At 64.6% G+C, this 16,823-nt stretch carries 13 protein-coding genes; all 13 read right to left on the bottom strand.

The window, feature by feature from the left end:
* Positions 1 to 10: 10 nt before the first annotated feature.
* The 13 genes from mlaD to ACE3RQ_RS06485 all read right to left on the bottom strand — a co-directional run bounded on the left by mlaD (position 11) and on the right by ACE3RQ_RS06485 (position 16,818).
* A complete protein-coding gene (gene mlaD, locus ACE3RQ_RS06545; RefSeq protein WP_374521103.1) occupies positions 11 to 490 on the bottom strand; it encodes an outer membrane lipid asymmetry maintenance protein MlaD in 480 nt (159 codons plus the stop codon).
* A gap of 27 nt (positions 491 to 517) precedes the next feature.
* A complete protein-coding gene (mlaE, locus tag ACE3RQ_RS06540; protein WP_374521101.1) occupies positions 518 to 1,300 on the bottom strand; it encodes a lipid asymmetry maintenance ABC transporter permease subunit MlaE in 783 nt (260 codons plus the stop codon).
* Entirely contained in the window at positions 1,297 to 2,151 is an 855-nt protein-coding gene (locus tag ACE3RQ_RS06535) for an ABC transporter ATP-binding protein (protein ID WP_374521099.1), read from the bottom strand. Before ACE3RQ_RS06535 ends, mlaE begins: the two co-directional genes overlap by 4 nt.
* 62 nt (positions 2,152 to 2,213) lie before the next feature.
* Positions 2,214 to 3,680 carry a glutamate synthase subunit beta gene (locus ACE3RQ_RS06530; protein WP_374521097.1) on the bottom strand — a complete coding sequence of 489 codons (1,467 nt, stop codon included), beginning with the start codon at positions 3,678 to 3,680 and terminating at the stop codon, positions 2,214 to 2,216.
* Between the two features lie 27 nt (positions 3,681 to 3,707).
* A complete protein-coding gene (locus ACE3RQ_RS06525) occupies positions 3,708 to 8,480 on the bottom strand; it encodes a glutamate synthase-related protein (RefSeq protein WP_374521096.1) in 4,773 nt (1,590 codons plus the stop codon).
* 187 nt (positions 8,481 to 8,667) lie between these two features.
* The gene (locus ACE3RQ_RS06520; RefSeq protein WP_374521094.1) at positions 8,668 to 9,375 is read right to left on the bottom strand and encodes a transposase; all 708 of its coding nucleotides are present in this window, start codon (positions 9,373 to 9,375) and stop codon (positions 8,668 to 8,670) included.
* A 14-nt stretch (positions 9,376 to 9,389) separates the two neighbouring features.
* Entirely contained in the window at positions 9,390 to 10,595 is a 1,206-nt protein-coding gene (locus ACE3RQ_RS06515) for a CynX/NimT family MFS transporter (protein WP_374521092.1), read from the bottom strand.
* Positions 10,592 to 11,770 (bottom strand): deoxyguanosinetriphosphate triphosphohydrolase, encoded by a 1,179-nt coding sequence (locus tag ACE3RQ_RS06510; RefSeq protein WP_374521090.1) that lies wholly within the window; start codon positions 11,768 to 11,770, stop codon positions 10,592 to 10,594. The genes ACE3RQ_RS06515 and ACE3RQ_RS06510 overlap by 4 nt, the downstream gene beginning before the upstream one ends.
* Positions 11,767 to 12,891 (bottom strand): 3-dehydroquinate synthase, encoded by a 1,125-nt coding sequence (gene aroB / locus ACE3RQ_RS06505; protein ID WP_374521088.1) that lies wholly within the window; start codon positions 12,889 to 12,891, stop codon positions 11,767 to 11,769. Before aroB ends, ACE3RQ_RS06510 begins: the two co-directional genes overlap by 4 nt.
* Positions 12,892 to 12,930: 39 nt before the next feature.
* A complete protein-coding gene (locus ACE3RQ_RS06500; RefSeq protein ID WP_374521204.1) occupies positions 12,931 to 13,461 on the bottom strand; it encodes a shikimate kinase in 531 nt (176 codons plus the stop codon).
* Between the two features lie 20 nt (positions 13,462 to 13,481).
* On the bottom strand, positions 13,482 to 15,566 hold the full coding sequence (pilQ, locus tag ACE3RQ_RS06495; RefSeq protein ID WP_374521203.1) for a type IV pilus secretin PilQ: 2,085 nt from the start codon (positions 15,564 to 15,566) through the stop codon (positions 13,482 to 13,484).
* A 41-nt stretch (positions 15,567 to 15,607) separates the two neighbouring features.
* A complete protein-coding gene (locus tag ACE3RQ_RS06490; protein ID WP_374521086.1) occupies positions 15,608 to 16,153 on the bottom strand; it encodes a pilus assembly protein PilP in 546 nt (181 codons plus the stop codon).
* Positions 16,150 to 16,818 (bottom strand): type 4a pilus biogenesis protein PilO, encoded by a 669-nt coding sequence (locus tag ACE3RQ_RS06485; protein ID WP_374521084.1) that lies wholly within the window; start codon positions 16,816 to 16,818, stop codon positions 16,150 to 16,152. The genes ACE3RQ_RS06490 and ACE3RQ_RS06485 overlap by 4 nt, the downstream gene beginning before the upstream one ends.
* Positions 16,819 to 16,823: the final 5 nt, after the last annotated feature.

The raw sequence follows: 16,823 nt of genomic DNA, 5'->3' as shown, positions 1-16,823 counted from the left end.
CCAGCGTCGATCACTGGGCAGGGGCCTTGTCGCCGCCTTCGGCGGCCTTGTTGAACAGGAACTGGCCGATCAGGTTTTCCAGCACCACGGCGGACTGGGTCTGGGTAATGACCGCTCCCGGTTGAAAGTTGTCCGGGTCACCACCGGGCTCGATGCCGATGTACTGCTCGCCCAGCAGGCCGCTGGTGAGAATTTTCAGCGAGCTGTCCTTGGGAAAGGCATAGCGCGATTCGAGCGTGAGGGTGACGCTGGCCTGGAACGTTTTGTCGTCAAAGCCGATGGACTCGACCCGCCCCACCACCACACCGGCACTGCGCACGGCCGACTTGGGCTTGAGACCGCCGATGTTGTCGAAACGAGCCGTCACCCGGTAGGTGGGCTCGAAATTCAGGCTCAGCAGGTTGGCCGATTGCAGCGCCAGGAACAGGACAGCGGCCGCGCCGATCAGCACGAACAAGCCCACCCAGAAGTCGTTTTTGGAAGATTGCATAGCCATTTACTCCGCAAATTGCCGCGGTCAGATGCTGAACATCATGGCGGTGAGGACGAAGTCGAGTCCAAGCACCGCCAGAGAGGCGACCACCACCGTGCGGGTGGTCGCGCGGGACACGCCCTCGGGCGTGGGCTGGGCCAGGTAGCCCTGCAGCAAAGCAATAAAGGTGACGGTGAAACCGAACACGACACTCTTGATGACGCCGTTGCCCACGTCGTCCCACACGTCCACGCCGCCCTGCATCTGGCTCCAGAAGGCGCCCCCGTCCAGGCCAATGAGCAGCACGCCCACCACCCAACCGCCGATCACACCCACGGCGCTGAACACCGCTGCCAACAGCGGCATGGTGATGACACCGGCCCAGAAGCGCGGCGCCAGCACACGGCGCACCGGGTCCACCGCCATCATCTCCATGGCACTGAGTTGCTCACCGGCCTTCATCAGGCCGATCTCGGCCGTGAGCGACGTGCCGGCCCGCCCGGCAAACAGCAGTGCGCTGACCACCGGCCCCAGCTCGCGCACCAGCGACAAGGTGACCAGCAAGCCCAAGGCTTCGGTGGCACCGTAGCGCTGCAGCGTGTAATAACCCTGCAGCCCAAGCACAAAGCCCACGAACAAGCCCGACACGCCAATGATGGCCAGCGAGTGGTTCCCCAGGAAATGGACCTGGTCGCGCACCAGGCCAAAACGGCGCATGGCCGGGCCGAACAAGGCCACCAGGCGCAGGAACAGGCGCGTGGCAAAGCCGATGGCCGTGATGTGCTGACGCACGGCGCGGCCCACGCGAGCGGGATGCAGGGCGTTCACAGGTGGCCTCCGTTGCCGAAATCGGTGGCGAGATCGGGCGCTGGGTGGTGAAAACGCACCGGGCCGTCGGGTAAGGCATTCACGAACTGCTGCACCAGCGGGTCTTCGCTGTGGCGCACCTCGTCGGGCGTGCCCTGCGCGGCGATTTTGCCGTTGGCCAGCACGATCACCTGATCGGCAATGTGAAAGGTCTCGTCCAGGTCGTGCGACACCACCACGCTGGTCAGCCCCATCGCGTCATTCAACTGGCGAATCAGGCGCGCGGCCGTGCCCAGCGAAATGGGGTCAAGGCCGGCAAAGGGCTCGTCGTACATGACCAGATCGGGGTCAAGCGCGATGGCCCTCGCCAGGGCCACCCGACGAGCCATGCCGCCCGACAGCTCACTGGGCATGAGGTTGCGCGCACCGCGCAGCCCCACCGCGTTGAGCTTCATGAGCACGATGTCGCGCACCAAGGCCTCGGGCAACTGGGTGTGTTCGCGCAGCGGGAAGGCCACGTTGTCGAACACGCTCATGTCGGTGAACAGCGCGCCAAACTGGAACAACATGCCCATGCGGCGACGCGCCGCGTACAGCTCATGCTGGCCCATGGTCGTGATGTCATGACCGTCGAACAGGGTCTGGCCGCTTTGCGCGCGGATCTGCCCGCCAATCAGGCGCAGCACCGTGGTCTTGCCCCCGCCAGACGCGCCCATGAGCGCCGTGACCTTGCCTCGCGGCACGGTCAGCGAAATGTTGTCGAGAATCACGCGAGGGCCGTACCCGAAGGTGACGCCGCGCAATTCCACCAAAGAGGGGGATTGGTTGGAGCGCATCAATGAAAAGCCGGGCAGTTCACCCGGCTTGTTCATGATAAGGGATGCGGGGAAACCCGAGTCATCGGGTATCCCAATGGGCCCGTGGGCCCGACAGGTCAACGCGGCAGGTCGGAAAAGCCCATCAGGAACTCGTCCACCGCCCGCGCGGCCTGGCGGCCTTCGCGAATGGCCCATACCACCAGCGACTGGCCACGGCGCATGTCGCCAGCGGCGAACACCTTGGCCACGTTGGTGGCGTAGCCGCCGGTGAACTCGGTCGAGGCCTTGGCGTTGCCGCGGGCGTCCTTGTCCACACCAAAAGCGTCCAGCACCGACGCCACCGGGTTCACGAAGCCCATGGCCAGCAGCACGAGGTCGGCCTTGTACTCCTTCTCGGTGCCAGGGATCTCGACCAGTTTGCCGTCCTTGAACTCGACATGCACCGTCTTCAGACCGGTGACCTTGCCGTTCTTGCCCACGAACTCCTTGGTGGAGATGGCGAACTCGCGCACGCAACCTTCTTCGTGGCTGGAGCTGGTGCGCAACTTCAGCGGCCAGTAGGGCCACACCAGGGGCTTGTTTTCCTGCTCGGGCGGCTGGGGCATGACCTCAAACTGGGTGACGCTGACCGCGCCGTGGCGGTTGCTGGTGCCCACGCAGTCGGAGCCGGTGTCGCCACCGCCGATCACGATGACGTGCTTGCCGTCGGCGCGAATCTGTCCCTTGAGTTTGTCACCCGCGTTCACCTTGTTCTGCTGCGGCAGGAACTCCATGGCGAAGTGCACGCCGTCGAGGTCACGGCCGGGCACGGGCAGGTCGCGGCTCTGCTCGGCGCCACCGGTCAGCAGCACAGCGTCGAATTCGCTCTTGAGCTGCTCGGCCGAGATGGTTTCCTTGGCCCAGTTCGTCACCTTGGTGTCGGCCGGCATGTTGCCCACCAGCACGCCGGTGCGGAACACCACGCCTTCGGCCTCCATCTGCGCCACGCGGCGGTCGATGTGCGACTTCTCCATCTTGAAGTCGGGAATGCCGTAACGCAGCAGGCCGCCGACGCGGTCGTTCTTCTCGAACACGGTCACGTCATGACCGACGCGGGCAAGCTGCTGGGCCGCGGCCAAGCCGGCCGGGCCAGAGCCGACCACCGCCACCTTCTTTCCCGTTTTGTGCTGCGCGGGCTGCGGCTTGACCCAACCGTTTTCCCAGGCCTTGTCGATGATGGCGTGCTCAATCGACTTGATGCCCACCGCGTCGTCGTTCACATTGAGCGTGCAGGCGGCTTCGCAAGGCGCCGGGCAGATGCGGCCGGTGAACTCGGGGAAGTTGTTGGTGCTGTGCAGCACAGTGATGGCGTTGCGCCAGTCGCTGCGGTACACGAGGTCGTTGAAGTCAGGAATGATGTTGTTGACCGGGCAGCCGTTGTTGCAGAACGGGGTGCCGCAGTCCATGCAACGCGCCGCCTGAACCTTGGCCTGCGCGTCATCGAGGCCGATGACGAATTCCTTGTAATGCTTCACGCGCTCGGCGACGGGCTTGTAGCCCTCTTCGAGACGCTCATATTCCATGAAGCCAGTGACTTTTCCCATGATGCGTGTCTTTCGTGGCGTGGTTGCTTACTTGGCGGCGGCGGTCTTCTTGGCGCTGCCCTGGGCCTTGCTGGTGGCCGCGGCGGCGGCCTTGCGAGCGTTGATCTCGCCAAGGGCGCGCTTGTACTCGGTGGGGAACACCTTCACGAACTTGGCGCGAGCGGTTTCCCAGTGGTCGAGCAGTTCGCGGGCACGCTTGCTGCCGGTCCAGCGGTTGTGGTCTTCCAGCAGCTTCTTGAGCTGGGCCTCGTCGGTCTGGTCACGGTGCCAGATGGCGCGGTCAACCGTGGCTTCCTGCTCTGCCGCGGGCAGCACCTTGTCCAGGGACACCATGGCGGTGTTGCAGCGCTTGGCGAACAGGCCGTCTTCGTCGTAGACGTAGGCCACGCCACCGCTCATGCCAGCGGCAAAGTTGCGCCCGGTCTTGCCCAGCACCACCACGGTGCCGCCGGTCATGTACTCGCAACCGTGGTCGCCAGTGCCTTCCACCACGGCGGTGGCACCCGACAGGCGCACGGCAAAGCGCTCACCGGCCACGCCGCTGAAGAAGGCCTCGCCCGTGGTGGCGCCGTACATCACCGTGTTGCCCACGATGATGTTGCGCGCGGCCTCACCACGGAACTCCAGGCTGGGGCGCACCACCACGCGGCCGCCCGACAGGCCCTTGCCGGTGTAGTCGTTGGCGTCACCAATCAGGTACAGCGTGATGCCGTTGCACAGGAATGCGCCAAACGATTGGCCGCCCGTGCCCTCAAGCTGGATGCGGATGGTGTCGTCGGGCAGGCCTTCGGGGTGCACCTTGGTGACCGCGCCGGACAGCATGGCGCCCACCGAGCGGTTCACGTTGCGGGCGCGCTCGATGAACTGCACCTTCTCGCCCTTGTCGATGGCGGGGCGCGACTTGGCGATCAGCACGTTGTCGAGCGACTTCTCCAGACCGTGGTCCTGGTTCTGGGTGTGCAGGCGCGGCACGTCGGCCGGCACGGCCGGGGTGGCCAGCAGGCGGCTGAAGTCCAGGCCACGGGCCTTCCAGTGCGCGATGCCTTGCTTCATGTCGAGCAGGTCGGCGCGGCCAATCAGCTCGTCGAAGGTGCGAATGCCCAGCTGCGCCATGATCTGGCGAGCCTCTTCGGCCACGAAGAAGAAGTAGTTGACGACGTGCTCGGGCTTGCCCGAGAACTTCTTGCGCAGCTCGGGGTCTTGCGTCGCCACGCCCACCGGGCAGGTGTTGAGGTGGCACTTGCGCATCATGATGCAGCCCTCGACCACCAGCGGTGCGGTGGCGAAGCCGAACTCATCGGCGCCCAGCAGCGCGCCGATGACAACGTCGCGGCCGGTCTTCATCTGGCCGTCGGCCTGCACACGAATGCGGCTGCGCAGGCGGTTGAGCACCAGGGTCTGCTGGGTCTCGGCCAGGCCGATTTCCCAGGGCGAGCCGGCGTGCTTGATGGACGACCAGGGCGAGGCGCCAGTGCCACCGTCGTGGCCAGCGATCACCACGTGGTCGGCCTTGCACTTGGCCACGCCAGCGGCAATGGTGCCCACGCCCACTTCCGACACCAGCTTCACCGAGATCGAGCTGTGCGGGGCCACGTTCTTCAGGTCGTGGATGAGCTGCGCCAAGTCTTCGATGGAGTAGATGTCGTGGTGCGGCGGCGGGGAGATCAGGCCCACGCCAGGCACGCTGTGGCGCAGCTTGCCGATGTAGTCGGACACCTTGCCGCCCGGCAGCTGGCCGCCCTCACCCGGCTTGGCGCCCTGGGCCATCTTGATCTGGATCTGGTCGGCGCTGGACAGGTACTCGGCGGTCACACCGAAGCGGCCCGAGGCCACCTGCTTGATGCGCGAGCGCAGCGAATCGCCTTCCTGCAGCGGGTAGTCCACCTCAAAGATGTTGCCCAGCAGGTCGGACATGGTCTGGCCCTGCTTGATGGGAATGCCCTTGAGTTCGTTGCGGTAGCGCAGCGCGTCTTCGCCGCCTTCGCCGGTGTTGCTCTTGCCGCCAATGCGGTTCATGGCCACGGCCAGGGTGGCGTGGGCCTCGGTGGAGATGGAGCCCAGCGACATGGCGCCGGTGGCGAAGCGCTTGACGATCTCTTTTGCCGGCTCCACCTCGTCGATGGAGATGGCCTTGGACGGGTCGATCTTGAACTCGAACAGACCGCGCAGCGTCATGTGGCGGCGGTTCTGGTCGTTGATGATCTGCGCGTATTCCTTGTAGGTGTTCCAGTTGTTGGCGCGCGTGCTGTGCTGCAGCTTGGCGATGGCGTCGGGCGTCCACATGTGCTCTTCGCCTCGGGCGCGCCAGGCGTACTCGCCACCGGTTTCCAGCATGGTGGCCAGCACCGGGTCATCGCCAAAGGCGGCCTTGTGCATGCGGATGGCCTCTTCGGCGATGTCGAACACGCCAATTCCCTCCACGCGGCTGGCGGTGCCGGTGAAATACTTGGCCACGGTCTCACTGTTCAGGCCGATGGCCTCGAACAGCTGGGCGCCGCAGTACGACATGTAGGTGCTCACGCCCATCTTGGACATGATCTTGGACAGGCCCTTGCCGATGGCCTTGACGTAGTTGTAGATGGCCTTCTCGGCCGACAAATCGGCGCCCAGGTCCTTGTGCAGGGCGGCCAGCGTTTCCATGGCCAGGTAGGGGTGCACGGCTTCGGCGCCGTAACCCGCCAACACGGCGAAGTGGTGCACTTCGCGGGCGGAGCCGGTCTCCACCACCAGGCCGGCGGTGGTGCGCAGGCCTTCACGCACCAGGTGCTGGTGGATGGCCGACAGCGCCAGCAGCGCGGGGATGGCCACCTGCTCGGCGCTCACGGCGCGGTCGCTGATGATGAGGATGTTGCTGCCGCTCTTGATGGCGTCCACGGCTTCGGCGCACAGCGAGGCCAGCTTGGCTTCCACGCCCTCACGGCCCCAGTTGGCGGGGTAGGTGATGTCCAGCGTGGCGCTCTTGAACTTGCCCTTGGTGGCCTGCTCGATGTTGCGCAGCTTGGCCATGTCGGCGAAGTCCAGCACCGGCTGGCTCACTTCGAGGCGCATCGGCGGGTTGACCTGGTTGATGTCCAGCAGGTTGGGCTTGGGGCCGATGAAGGACACCAGCGACATCACGATCGCTTCGCGGATCGGGTCGATCGGCGGGTTGGTCACCTGGGCGAACAGCTGCTTGAAGTAGTTGTAGAGCGGCTTGTTCTTGTCGGACAGCACCGCCAGCGGGCTGTCGTTGCCCATGGAGCCGATGCCCTCTTCGCCATTGGCGGCCATCGGGCTCATCAGGAACTTGATGTCTTCCTGGGTGAAGCCAAAAGCCTGCTGCAGGTCCAGCAGCTCAGGCGACACCTTCTCAGAGCCAGAGGATTGCGGTTCGGTGTTGGCCACCGGCTGCTCTTGCGCGTCTTCGCCGGCCACCGGGTGCTCGACGTCGTCCAGGCGGATGCGCAGGTTCTCGATCCACTGCTTGTAGGGCTTGCTGTTGGCGAGGTTGGCCTTGAGCTCCTCGTCGTCGATCATGCGGCCCTGCTCCAGATCGATCAGGAACATCTTGCCGGGCTGCAGGCGCCACTTGCGCACGATCTTGTTCTCGGGCACGGGCAGCACGCCCGACTCGGAGCCCATGATGACCAGGTCATCGTCGGTCACGCAGTAGCGCGAGGGGCGCAGGCCGTTGCGGTCCAGCGTGGCGCCGATCTGGCGGCCATCGGTGAACACGATGGAGGCCGGGCCGTCCCAGGGCTCCAGCATGGCGGCGTGGTACTCGTAGAACGCACGGCGGCGCTCGTCCATCATGGTGTGCTGTTCCCAAGGCTCGGGAATCATCATCATCACGGCCTGGCTGATGGGGTAGCCCGCCATGGTGAGCAGCTCAAGGCAGTTGTCGAAGGTGGCGGTATCGGACTGGCCGGCGAAGCTGATCGGGTAGAGCTTCTTGAGGTCTTCGCCCAGCACAGGCGAGGACATCACGCCTTCGCGCGCCTTCATCCAGTTGTAGTTGCCCTTGACGGTGTTGATCTCACCGTTGTGGGCCACGTAGCGGTAGGGGTGGGCCAGCGGCCACTCGGGGAAGGTGTTGGTGGAGAAGCGCTGGTGCACCAGGCCCAGGGCCGAGACGCAACGGGGGTCTTGCAAGTCCAGGAAGTAGGTGCCCACCTGGTCGGCCAGCAGCAGGCCCTTGTAAACCACGGTGCGGCTGCTCATGCTGGGCACGTAATACTCTTTGCTGTGCTTGAGCTTGAGCGCCTGGATGTGCGCACTGGCGGTCTTGCGGATCACGTACAGCTTGCGCTCCAGCGCGTCCTGCACGATCACGTCGGCGCCACGGCCGATGAAGACCTGCCGCATGATCGGCTCTTTCTCGCGCACGGTGGGGGACATGGGCATGTCCTTGTTCACCGGCACATCGCGCCAGCCCAGCAGCACCTGGCCCTCGGCCTTGATGGCGCGCTCCATCTCTTGTTCGCAGGCCAGGCGAGAGGCATGCTCCTTGGGCAGGAAGATCATGCCCACGCCGTATTCACCGGCGGGCGGCAGCGTCACGCCCTGCTTGGCCATTTCTTCGCGGTACAGCGCGTCGGGCAACTGGATCAGGATGCCGGCGCCATCGCCCATCAGCGGGTCGGCGCCCACGGCGCCACGGTGGTCGATGTTCTCCAGAATCTTGAGCGCCTGGGTCACGATGTCGTGGCGCTTCTCGCCCTTGATATGGGCCACGAAACCCACGCCGCACGCGTCGTGCTCGTTGGCCGGGTCGTACAGACCCTGTTGTTGAATTTGCTGCTGCTCGGCTGCCGTCGTCATGGCGCTTCCTTTAGGGTTCGGGGCGGACAGAAATGCGAATGCGCGAGCCTATCGCAACGCAACATCGATGCCAAGCAGATTAAATGGGGTCAGATTCTTATTTGAAGACTTAAAAAATCTTCATTGTTTAAATGGGGACAGATTAATCAGGGCAATGACTGACCCTTGAGAGATCGCCCGAGGGCGTTCAACGGGTCGCGTCGGATTTGTCGAGCGAGGGCGGCCGACCCGGGCGGCCACGGCTCACCCGCCGAGGAGTGCGCTGCTGCAGCTGGGCCAGAAACGCCGGGTCACCCAAGGCCCAGCCGTGCAGCGCGGCGTCCACGATGGCGCGCTCGATGGCGGCAGACAGCCCCTCTTTCACCAGGAGGGCGTAAGCGGCCTCGCGGGCAAAGGGCGTGTTGCCCAAGGCCCAGTAGGCCGCGGGCGGCGTCAGGCGGCGATCCACCAGTTGCCCCACGCCGTGCCGGTGGCTGGACCACGGGTACTGGGTCGGCTCCACCACCAGCCCGGCGCGCACCGGATTGAGGTCCAGATAGGCCATGCACTGCAGCACCAAGGGACCGTCCTGCACCACGGTGGAGCGGTACCTCCCCTCCCACAACGTGCCGCTGCGGTGATGCAAGTCATTGAAATACCGAACATAGCGGCGCCCCACCGCCTGCATCATCGCGGCCAACCCGGTCTCCGACTCGGGTGTGAGCAACAGGTGAAAGTGGGTGTCCATCAGCACATAGGCGTGCAGGGCCACCCGGTGTTGGCGCGCTTGCTCACCGAGCAGGTCCAGCAGGAACTGGCGATCGGCATCGCTGTGCACGATGGGCTGCCGGTTGTTGCCCCGCTGAATGACGTGGTGCACCTGACCGGGAACGGTGAGACGAGGCAGTCGGGCCATGGGAACAAACAGCCTCAGGCGTGGCCCGGGTGGCGGTGCGCGACCCATTCGCGTTGCAGACGCCAGGCCAGCACCAAGCCCAACAGGGCGGCAGAAGCCGTGACCCAGCCGGTGTAATGCCAGCCCCCAACCCGCGTGGCCACCCAGGCCACCACGGGCGGCCCCAGGAACTGGCCCAGCGACGAGAACTGCTGCATCCAGCCCACGGTGGTGGACACCGTGCCCTCCCCCGGCGCCACGGCCACCGCGACGCTGAACAAGGTGCCAGGGATCATGCCCCCCAGGGCCGAGAAAAGCACAACCGAGGCATAGGCCAGCAATGGCCACTCACGCACGCCGAAGGCCAGCAAAGCCCCCACCGCCATCGCCAGAAAAGCCACCGCCAGCAACACCCCGGGGCGGGCACCGCGGGCCAGCCAACGCCCGGCACCGATATTGCCCAGCATGTTGGAAGCCGCCACCGCCGCCGTGAGCGCTCCCGCCACCGGCCCCTGATAGCCGGCCTGCGCCAACAAGGCCGGCAGAAAACCGATCACGGCCAGCCACTGCGCCGAGTACAGAAAAAACGGCAGGGCCACCAGCCACGGGCCGGGTGCGCCCAGCGTGCGCCGCAGACGAGGCCCCAGTGCGGCAGCCGCGCCGGGCGCGGCAGGTGCGTCTGCAGGCACTTGGCGCGCCAGCGCCAGGGCAGCGATCAAGGCGAGCGCGCCGAGGCCCAGCCAGACCCAACGCCAGCCCACCGCCTCGATGGACACGCCCCCCAGGCCCAAAGCCAGGGCCGTGCCCAGCGGCATGTAGGCGCCCCACCAACCCAGGGACCTGGCCAGTGCTTGCGGTTGCGTCACGCAGCGCCGCAGCAAGCCAGGCGCCGGCAGCACCGCAAGCAAAAAACCCGCGCCCTCAAAGGCGCGAGCCACCAGCATGGCGTCCGGTGTCGGGGCCAGGGCGCCAGCGGCGCTGCTCAGCGCCAACAGGCACAGGCCCCACAGCATCACACGGCGCGGCCCAAAACGATCGGCCAGCAAGCCTGCCGGCAGCCCCAGGGCCATGCCCGCCACCTGCACCACCGACAACAGAAACCCGGCCTGCATCCAGCTCAGGCCCATGGTCTGCTGCAGCACCGGGATGGCCACCGGCAGTTTGCCGATGTGCAGCGCGCTGGCCACGCCAGCCAGCACCACGGTGGCGGCCAGGCCGGCCTCACTCACCGACCGGCTCATGGGAACAACACCTCACCGAGCAGGCGCTCGTGTTCACGGATGGCGAAGCGGTCGGTCATGCCGGCGATGTAATCGGCCACCCGGCGCGGGCCGTGTTCACGGCCTGGCGAAGGCGGCATTTCCTCGGGCCGCGCGAGGTAGCAGCGAAACAGCTCGTCCACCACTCGCCGGGCACGCCCGGTGGTCTCCACCACCTGGGGGTGGCGGTAGAGGTTGCGGAACAAGAAGGTTTTGAGCGCCTGACTGCGCTGGCGCATGCCATCGGAGAAGCCCACCAACGGGGCGCTTCGGCGGGCGGCGTCAGCGCTGTCCACGCCGCTGGCTGTTAGCCGCTCGCGGGAGGCGTCAATCACGTCGTACACCTGGTCACTCAACATCAGCCGCACCGATTCGTACAAGAGGCGCCGGCCCTGCAGATGGGGGTGCGCCGCCGACGCCTGCCGGCGGTAGTGGCCAAACAGCTCCACGGCCTCCAGTTGCTCCAGGGTGATCAGGCCCGAACGAACGCCATCGTCGATGTCGTGGGCGTTGTAGGCGATCTCATCGGCCAGGTTGCACAACTGCGCCTCCAGTGAGGGCGAGCCGCCGTGCAAAAACCGGTGGGCCACGCCGCCGGGTTCTTGCGCCTCCAGACGGCGAGCGTTGTGGCGCGAGCAGTGCTTGAGGATGCCCTCACGCGTCTCGAAACACAGGTTCAGGCCATCGAACGCGGGGTAGCGCTCCTCCAGTTCGTCCACCACCCGCAAGCTTTGCAGGTTGTGCTCAAAGCCCCATCCATCGGGCTCATCGTCCGTCGCGGGAACGGCTTGGAGGCTGGCGTGCAAGGCATCCTGACCGGCGTGCCCGAAGGGTGTGTGGCCCAGGTCGTGGGCGAGTGCAATGGCCTCCACCAGGTCCTCGTTCAGCCCCAGCGAGCGGGCAATGCTGCGGCCCAGTTGCGCCACTTCCAGCGAATGCGTCAGTCTCGTGCGAAACAGATCACCCTCGTGGTTGAGAAACACCTGCGTCTTGTAGACCAGGCGCCGAAAGGCGGTCGAGTGGATAACACGATCGCGATCGCGCTGGAAGGCACTGCGGGTAGGCGCAGGCGGCTCGTCGTGTCGACGCCCTCTGCTGTGAGACGGGTGGCTGGCGTAGGAGGCCAAGACCCCGCTGCCAATGGGCTGGTCTGTCATGCCGGCAAGCAACTGGCGCGAATCACCTCGGCCACCACCTCATCCGGTGCGGGTTCCACCGCCGCCTCACCCGGCCTTGCGATCACCACAAACTTGATCTGCCCAGCCTCGGCCTTCTTGTCAACGCGCATCAGCTCCAGGTACCGACCCACGTTGTCCTTGTCGTCCAGCACCGGGGCCACCACGGGAAGCCCGGCCCGCTCGATCAGGCGCGTCAGGCGCGCCACGAAAGCCGCGTCCACGTGACCCAGCGCCGCCGAGAGCCGGGCAGCCATCACCATGCCACACCCCACGGCCTCGCCGTGAAGCCACTGGCCGTAACCCATGCCGGCTTCGATCGCGTGGCCAAAGGTGTGGCCGAAATTCAGGATGGCGCGCACCCCGCTCTCTCGTTCGTCCTGCCCCACCACCAGGGCCTTGATTTCACAACTCCGGCGCACCGCGTGCGCCATGGCTTGGGGCTCGCGCACCAGCAGCGCATCGACATTGGCCTCGATCCAGGCCAGGAAATCCATGTCGGCGATGGGCCCGTACTTGATCACCTCGGCAAGCCCGGCACTGAGCTCGCGCGCCGGCAGCGTGGCCAGCGTGTCGAGGTCACACAGCACCCGCTGTGGCTGGTAGAAGGCGCCGATCATGTTCTTGCCCAAGGGGTGGTTGATGGCCGTCTTGCCCCCCACCGAAGAATCCACCTGGGCCAAGAGCGTGGTGGGCACCTGCACGAAGGGCACGCCGCGCATGAACGCAGCGGCGGCAAAGCCCGTCATGTCGCCCACCACCCCGCCGCCCAGGGCAAACAACACGGTCTTGCGGTCGCAGCCGTTGGCCAGCAGGGCATCGAAGATCAGGTTGAGGGTTTCCCAGGTCTTGTGGGCTTCGCCATCGGGCAGCTCCACCACCAGCACCCGCTGGTACTGGCGCGCCAGCACCACCCGCAGACGCTCGGCATACAAAGGCCCCACGGTGGTGTTCGTGACCACCATGCCGGTGGCCGCCTTGGGCAGATCTGCGAAATGCGCAGGATCGTCCAGAAGGCCCGATCCGATGCGGATGTCATAACGCCGGTCGCCGAGGTCGATCGACACCACGGCAGAGAGGTTCGAAGAGGAAGTGCCTTGCATCCCCGAAGTGTATGCGTTGCCCTTCGGGCCACGCGCAGCTCAACCCCGGGGTGCCCCCAGGTCAGGCGCCGGCACAGCGCCTGCCAACTCCAACTGCATCACGATCATATTGACCAAGGTGGACACGGATGGGCGGCCCGTCTCAATGACAAAGTGAGCAGTCTCACGGTAAAGAGGATCTCGCGCTGCAAACAGGTCGCGCAAGCGTTGCAGCGGATCGGCCACCTGCAAAAGTGGGCGAACCCGGTCGTGGCGCAAGCGCCGAAAGATTTCTTCCGGATGCGAACGCAAATACACCACATGCCCCCTCTCCCGAAGCCACTCGCGGTTGGCCTTGCGCAACACCGAACCACCACCGGTGGAGAGCACCACCCCGGGAAGACGGGTCAACTCATCCAGCACCTCGGACTCAAGATCGCGAAAACGATCTTCGCCTTCACGCTCGAAAAACTCTCGAATGGTGCAACCCAGCCGCTCTTCGATCACATGATCCGAGTCAAGAAAGGGCACACCCAGACGCTTGGCAAGGTGCCGTCCAACAGTTGACTTGCCAGACCCTGGCAAGCCCACCAAATAAAGAGGTGACGAACTCAATTGATGGCCGTGCGACCCAACACCCGAGGGGTGATGAAGATCAGCAATTCACTTTTGTCGTTGATGCGATTGCGCGTCTTGAACAGGTTGCCAAGACCAGGTAGGTCGCCAAGAAGCGGCACCTTGTCCACTTCGTTGCGCTCGGTCTGCTCGAAGATACCGCCGATCACCACGGTACCGCCGTTCTCCACCAGCACCTGGGTCTTCACGTGCTTGGTGTTGATGGCGATCCCGTCCACCGTGGTCTCGCCTCGGCTGTCCTTGTTGATGTCCAGGTCCAGGATGATGTTGCCTTCCGGCGTGATCTGGGGCGTGACTTCCAGCTTCAGGTTGGCCTTGCGGAAAGCGATGGCCGTGGCACCGCTGGAAGTGGCCGTCTGGTAGGGGAACTCGGTGCCCTGCTCGATCAATGCCTTGACCTGGTCAGCGGTGACCACGCGCGGGCTGGACACGATTCGCCCCTTGCCATCGGACTCGAGTGCCGATAGCTCCAGCGACAGGAACCGAGACTTGTTCGGGCTGAACAGCGACAGGGCATACGAGGCCGCCTGCGCACCTGACGGGTTGGCCGGCAGGTTGACGAAGGGCAGCGAGGTCATGGTCGGACCCGTGCTCACGGCACTGTAGGTGGAGCCAAAGTTGCCGTACACGTCGTTGCCGTTGTTGGAACCGACCTTGAAACCATTGATGCCGCCACCCAGTCGCACACCGATCGACTTGCTGAACGTGTCGTCCGCCTCAACGATGCGCGCTTCGATCATCACCTGGCGAATCGGAATATCGAGCTTGTTGATCAGCTCTTGCACGGCTTCCAGGCGAGAAGGCACATCGGTCACGAAGAGTTGGTTGGTGCGAGCCTCGGCGATCACGCTACCCCGACCCGACAAGATACGGGCGCCAGTGGTGCCCGACGTCGCGGCTTGACCCGCGGCGCCACCCGAGACCAACTGGGCAGCAATGTCGGCCGCCTTGGCGTAGTTCATCTGGAAGCCCTGGGTACGCAAGGTCTCCAGGCTCTCGATCGAGGCCTTGGCTTCCAACTCCTGCTTCTCACGCGCGGCAATCTCGTCCTTGGGTGCAATCCACAACACATTGCCCGACTTGCGCATGCCCAGGCCTTTGGCCTGCAGAATGATTTCCAGTGCCTGGTCCCAAGGCACATCCTTCAGGCGCAGGGTCACCGAGCCACTCACGGAATCGGACGTGACCACGTTGAAGTTGGTGAAGTCGGCAATCACCTGCAGGAGCGAGCGAACTTCGATGTTCTGGAAGTTCAGCGACAGCTTCTCTCCGCTGTAGCCTGGCCCTTTGCTGAGCTTGTTGCTGTCAATCTTCTGCTCCCGGATTTCCAGCACGAACTGGTTGTCGCTTTGGTAGGCCGAGTGTTCCCAATTGCCGGACGGCGTCACCACCATGCGAACACGGTCGCCCACCTGGGTGGTCACCACGCTCTGAACCGGGGTGCCGAAGTCGGTGACGTCAAGGCGCCGGCGCAGACCCTCTGGCAACGACGTTTTAAGGAAGTCGACCACCAGGCCCTGACCTTGCTGGCGAATGTCCACGCCCACCTGGCTGTTACCGAGTTCAACGATCACGCGGCCGGTATTGCCCACGCCTCGGCGGAAATCGATGTCACGCAGGGACACCACGTCCAGGTTGCGGCTTTCGGCGAACGCCTGTGGGGGCTGAGTGACGGCGGTGACCGCCTCCGAGCGGTCCAGCACCACCAACAACGTGTTGCCTTCCACCTTGGCCTGATAGCCCGCCGATTGCTTCAGATTGATCACCACGCGGGTGCGATCCCCGGCCTGGACCACATTGGCGGAACGGAGGTTGCCCTGGTTGATATCCACCAAGCTACGGCCGACACCGTTGGTCACACCAGAAAAATCCAACGCAATGCGCGCTGGGGACTGGATGGCGAAACTCGTGGGGACCGCCTTGAGCGGCTCTGCGGTGGTGATCCGAACGACCTCAACACCCGACTCGACGCCACCGGTTACAGACTGAATGGCGTTCTGCGCGTGGGCCACCAGCGAGCCCATCGCCAAGCACGCCCACAGAGCCCCTTTGGCCAACATCCGCTCCAAGGACGTGATCGACGATGCCTGGTTAGCCTTTTTCATTTGGAACCTTCCTCTACTAGCTTTAGCGCCGCGGGACGCTCAATCCACTCGCCGCCGCTGTCTTGCACGATCTCTCTGAGGGTGACCTCGGTCTCGCTGATGCGGGTCACCCGTCCATAGTTCTGGCCCAGGTACTGCCCAGGACGCACCTGGTAGAGCAAACCACCCACCTTGACCAGCGCGACCAGCTGCCCGCTGCGGTTCAGGCTGCCCACCATGCCCATGGTGTCCAGAGGGAATGCCTCCAGAGGCTCCTTGCGTCGGCGCAGCTCTGGCTCAATCAAGGCGGCGTTCACCACCGGCGCTGCGGTAAGCCCTCGCAGCACACCTGCCAGCTTCTCGGTACTGAACGGAGGTGCCGATCCCTCCCCGTCATAGGGATTGGGCTGAAACTTGGTCGGCTCAGGGATGGGCTGAACCGATGGCTTGATGCCACTGCGCTCGGCTTGCATCCAGGCGCTCAGATCGTCGTCGTTGGCGGAGGTACAGCCAACCACCAACAACGCGAGCGCCAAAAGCCCGGTCTGTGCTCGGTCAATCACTTCGCCCCCTTGCCCTTCTGCTGAGCCGCCACTTCCTCGGGGTCGAGGTAACGGTAGGTCTTAGCCACGCCATCCATGGTCAGCACGCCCTCTCGGTCACGCTGAGGATTCAAAGTCAGGTTGTTCAACGTCACAATGCGCGACAGGTTGGCGATATCGGCCGCAAATAGGCCAATGTCATGGTAAGTGCCCGTCACCCGAATCGAAATGGGTAACTCGGCATAGTATTCACTGACCGCCACCTGCCCAGGGCGGAACAACTCAAACTGCAGGCTGCGGCCCAACCCAGCCTGGTTGATGTCAGAGAGCAAGGCATCCATCTCAGCCTTGCTGGGCAGCTGCTTCTCCAGTTGGGTAACGTATTGCTGCACCTGTTCCAACTGCTTCTTCAGAGCGTCCAGGTTGACGGCCTGCACCAATTTGCCTTTGTAACTCTGCCGCAGTTGCTCCTCCTTGGCCTTCTCCGCCAGCAGCTCTTCGTCAGAGGACTGAATCCAGGCGAACCACAGCACCGCCACCACGGCCACGCACACGACCACGAAGAGTAGGTTGCGAGGGAACGAGGGCCATTGGGAAGGATCGTTGGGATCCAGATTGCGGAACTGAGACTGCAACCGAGCCTGAAGCGCCTGAAAGTCAAATGACATTGCGGTTTTGGGGGCCATGGTCT

It is taken from the genome of Hydrogenophaga sp. (assembly GCF_041913525.1).
GTDB lineage: Bacteria > Pseudomonadota > Gammaproteobacteria > Burkholderiales > Burkholderiaceae_C > Hydrogenophaga.
Note: the sequence above shows the minus strand (reverse complement) of the source record. Positions and strands in the feature narration are given on the sequence as shown.